Raw genomic sequence first — 1,595 nt, forward strand, 5'->3', positions numbered from 1 at the left:
GGCTAAAGCCCCGACGGGAGGGGATGGCTCCGCGGCCCATCAGGTAGACGGCGGGGTGACGGCCCACCGTGCCGACAACGGGTAGCCGGGTTGAGAGACCGACCGGCCAGATTGGGACTGAGACACGGCCCAGACTCCTACGGGAGGCAGCAGTGGGGAATCTTGCGCAATGGGGGGAACCCTGACGCAGCGACGCCGCGTGCGGGACGGAGGCCTTCGGGTCGTAAACCGCTTTCAGCAGGGAAGAGTCAAGACTGTACCTGCAGAAGAAGCCCCGGCTAACTACGTGCCAGCAGCCGCGGTAATACGTAGGGGGCGAGCGTTATCCGGATTCATTGGGCGTAAAGCGCGCGTAGGCGGCCCGGCAGGCCGGGGGTCGAAGCGGGGGGCTCAACCCCCCGAAGCCCCCGGAACCTCCGCGGCTTGGGTCCGGTAGGGGAGGGTGGAACACCCGGTGTAGCGGTGGAATGCGCAGATATCGGGTGGAACACCGGTGGCGAAGGCGGCCCTCTGGGCCGAGACCGACGCTGAGGCGCGAAAGCTGGGGGAGCGAACAGGATTAGATACCCTGGTAGTCCCAGCCGTAAACGATGGACGCTAGGTGTGGGGGGACGATCCCCCCGTGCCGCAGCCAACGCATTAAGCGTCCCGCCTGGGGAGTACGGCCGCAAGGCTAAAACTCAAAGGAATTGACGGGGGCCCGCACAAGCAGCGGAGCATGTGGCTTAATTCGAAGCAACGCGAAGAACCTTACCAGGGCTTGACATATGGGTGAAGCGGGGGAGACCCCGTGGCCGAGAGGAGCCCATACAGGTGGTGCATGGCTGTCGTCAGCTCGTGTCGTGAGATGTTGGGTTAAGTCCCGCAACGAGCGCAACCCCCGCCGCGTGTTGCCATCGGGTGATGCCGGGAACCCACGCGGGACCGCCGCCGTCAAGGCGGAGGAGGGCGGGGACGACGTCAAGTCATCATGCCCCTTATGCCCTGGGCTGCACACGTGCTACAATGGCCGGTACAGAGGGATGCCACCCCGCGAGGGGGAGCGGATCCCGGAAAGCCGGCCCCAGTTCGGATTGGGGGCTGCAACCCGCCCCCATGAAGTCGGAGTTGCTAGTAATCGCGGATCAGCATGCCGCGGTGAATGCGTTCCCGGGCCTTGTACACACCGCCCGTCACACCACCCGAGTCGTCTGCACCCGAAGTCGCCGGCCCAACCGTCAAGGGGGGAGGCGCCGAAGGTGTGGAGGGTGAGGGGGGTGAAGTCGTAACAAGGTAGCCGTACCGGAAGGTGCGGCTGGATCACCTCCTTTCTAGGGAGATAAATCTTCTAGAGAGATCAACTTAACTCGAATAGAGGGCAGGAGCCCGTCCGGTGGATGTCGCCCGGAGTAAGTCCCCGCAGCACCCGGTCCCCGGGGTCGCACCCGCGTACCTTGAGAGCCGCATAGCGATAGGAGAGAGATGGAAGATCCAATTCTTCCAGACTCGATTCTTTTCTGCGATTTATCAGACAGAATGATAGCAATCATTCATCCGATCCAAACAAGAAGAATTCACTTATATATGAGTGAGGAGCATCTGATCGCGAGCACAGT

The 1,595-nt window shown here is 62.6% G+C and carries 1 rRNA gene; it reads left to right on the forward strand.

Going from position 1 to position 1,595, the window contains the following annotated elements:
• Positions 1-1,310: ribosomal RNA gene (locus GPK42_RS09920) — 16S ribosomal RNA — on the forward strand; the annotation flags it as partial.
• Between the last annotated feature and the right edge of the window lie 285 nt (positions 1,311-1,595).

Origin of the sequence: Collinsella aerofaciens (assembly GCF_018785265.1) — a bacterium.
Classification (GTDB): domain Bacteria; phylum Actinomycetota; class Coriobacteriia; order Coriobacteriales; family Coriobacteriaceae; genus Collinsella; species Collinsella aerofaciens_AI.